Annotated in this window: 2 protein-coding genes; both read right to left on the bottom strand. The window is 75.5% G+C overall.

Going from position 1 to position 2,230, the window contains the following annotated elements; genetic code table 11:
• Window positions 1–1,031, bottom strand: a 1,031-nt coding sequence (locus J0670_RS36265) for an AAA family ATPase (protein ID WP_207816989.1), incomplete at its 3' end; no start/stop codon positions are given.
• Window positions 1,032–1,233: 202 nt separating this feature from the next.
• Window positions 1,234–2,073 carry a putative RNA methyltransferase gene (locus J0670_RS36260; RefSeq protein WP_207816987.1) on the bottom strand — a complete coding sequence of 280 codons (840 nt, stop codon included), beginning with the start codon at window positions 2,071–2,073 and terminating at the stop codon, window positions 1,234–1,236.
• Window positions 2,074–2,230: the final 157 nt, after the last annotated feature.

Genomic DNA, 2,230 nt, shown 5'->3' with positions numbered 1-2,230 from the left:
AGCGAGGCGGTCTGCTCGATGGAGAGCCCGGCCCCGAGGTCCTCGGCGAGCACGGTGAGCTGCCGGTGCGCCCACGGCACCTCGGCGGCCACGTCGAGGTCCAGCACCCCGGCCCCGGTCAGCAGCACCGCCGCGAAGGCGAGGTGGCGCAGCATGCCGTCGGAGGCCTGGTCGGCGCCGGTGCGCCCGAGCACGCCCTCGTCGAAGACCGCCAGCACCCGCCGTACACCCCCGCTCTCGCGCTCGGCGAGGGTGAGCCCGAGCAGCGGGTGAGGCGCGGCGGCCTGGACGGCCCGCAGGAGCCGCCCGTACCGGCGCGGGCACTCGTTGCTGAGCCGGTTGACCACGGCCGAGATGTTGGCGGCGTTGGTGCGCAGCCGGGCCTGCGGGTCGGCCCTGGCCCAGCCGCGCATCAGGGCCGGGACGGGGTGCAGCGGGAAGACCTCGCGCAGCGCGGTGAGCAGGTCCTCGGTGGCGGCGAGGACCAGCCGCTCGCCGCCGGAGGAGCCGGCCACCCGCAGCGGCAGCTGTGCGGTGATCATGGTGCCGCTGGGGAACGGCGCCCGGATGTCCCCCTGCCGGGTGTCGTTGTGCCAGCAGACGTTGACGCGTCGGTTGCGCACGTCCTGCTCGCCGGTGTCCACCAGCGTCCGGCCGTCGAGGCTGAGCGACTCCCGGGCGATCCGGGCCGGTCCGTCGGTGCGGATGACGAGGTCGAGCCGGATCCGGCCGCGCGGCGAGCGGACGGTGCAGCCGAGGATGACGGCGTCCCGCCCGTGCGGCACGCACCCGTTGAGGCCGCCGCGGACGGGCGAGGCGAGCGGGCCGGTGCGGTCCGGCAGTCCGTCCAGGGAGTCGGCGATCTCCTCGCCGAGGGCGAGCCGGGACAGCACGGCCAGCGCGTCGAGCGCGTTGGACTTGCCCACCCCGGCCGGCCCGTGCAGCACGGTGAGCGGCGCGAGCGGCAGGACGGCGCGCCGGTACGACTTGAAGGCGGTGAGCCGGAGCTCCTCGACGGTGGGGCGTGGCACGGGCGGACGGTCGGGCCCAGGAGCGCTCTGTCGCGGGTGGGCCAGCCCGACGGGCGCGGTGGCGTCGCGGTTCACCCGTCGGACGTTAGCCCCAGCCCGACCGGGTGAAACGTGCCTGCTCGGCAGATTCATCCCAACGTGGCGACCGCGCCGCACCCCGCTGACCGGGCCCCGGAGGCCCCGCCGGACAGGCCGGCAGCGCTCAGCGCCGGTACCCGGCCACCGTCACCGAGGCGGTCACCTCGACCGGGTCCGGCAGGTCCCCTAGCGCGGCGGCGAGGCGCTCCGGGTCGGTGTGCCAGGCGCTCGGCCCCATGCCGACGACGGTACGGACGTCCTGCGCGGAGAGCCGCAGGGTGAACTCGACCTGCCGCTGCCCGACCGGCGTCAGGTACGGGCCGAGCTTCTCGTCGATCCGGCGCTGCTTCTCCTCGTCCACCGACAGCAGCCCGAGCGCGTCCACGAGTTCGCGCAGGTGGCGGGCGGTGGGCGAGACCAGCAGCAGGGTGCCTCCGGGGCGCAGCACCCGGCGGATCTCGGGGCCGTTGCGCGGGGCGAAGACGTTGAGCACCAGCTCGGCGGAGGCGTCGCGCAGCGGCAGCGGGCGCCAGGCGTCGCAGACCACGGCGCCGATCCTGGGGTGGGCCTTGGCGGCACGGCGCAGCGCGTACTTGGAGATATCGAGGGCGGCGCCGACCCGGCCGGGCAGGGAGTCGAGCACATGGGCCAGGTAGTGGCCGGTGCCGGCACCGAGGTCGGCGACCAGGCCCTCGGGATCGTCCGGGAGGGCGGCCGCAGCGGCCTCGGCGAGGGCGTCGGCGATCGGCCGGTAGTGGTCGGCCGCGAGGAAGTCGGCCCGGGCGGCGACCATCTCGGCGGTGTCGCCGGTGCCGGTGTGGGCGTCACCGGCGAGGAGGCTGACGTAGCCCTGCTTGGCGAGGTCGAAGCTGTGCCCGGCGGGGCAGCGCAGGCTGCGCTCGTGCCGGGTGAGGGCCTGCGCGCAGTGGGGGCAGGCCAGGTAGGGCTCGATGTCCTGCAGCAACGTTCCGTCTTCTCTCGCCGTTCGCCCCGGCCGTTCGGGGCGCCAGCCAGCCTAACGACCCGGGCCCGCCGAAGCCGAAGCGGAAGACCGGGCAGAAGCCGCCCCCAGGGCGGAAACCGTCCCCAAAGCAGAAACCGTCCCCAAAGCAGAAACCGCC

Origin of the sequence: Streptomyces sp. FH025 (assembly GCF_017427025.1) — a bacterium.
Taxonomy (GTDB): domain Bacteria; phylum Actinomycetota; class Actinomycetes; order Streptomycetales; family Streptomycetaceae; genus Kitasatospora.
This window is presented reverse-complemented; position numbering and strand designations above follow the sequence as displayed.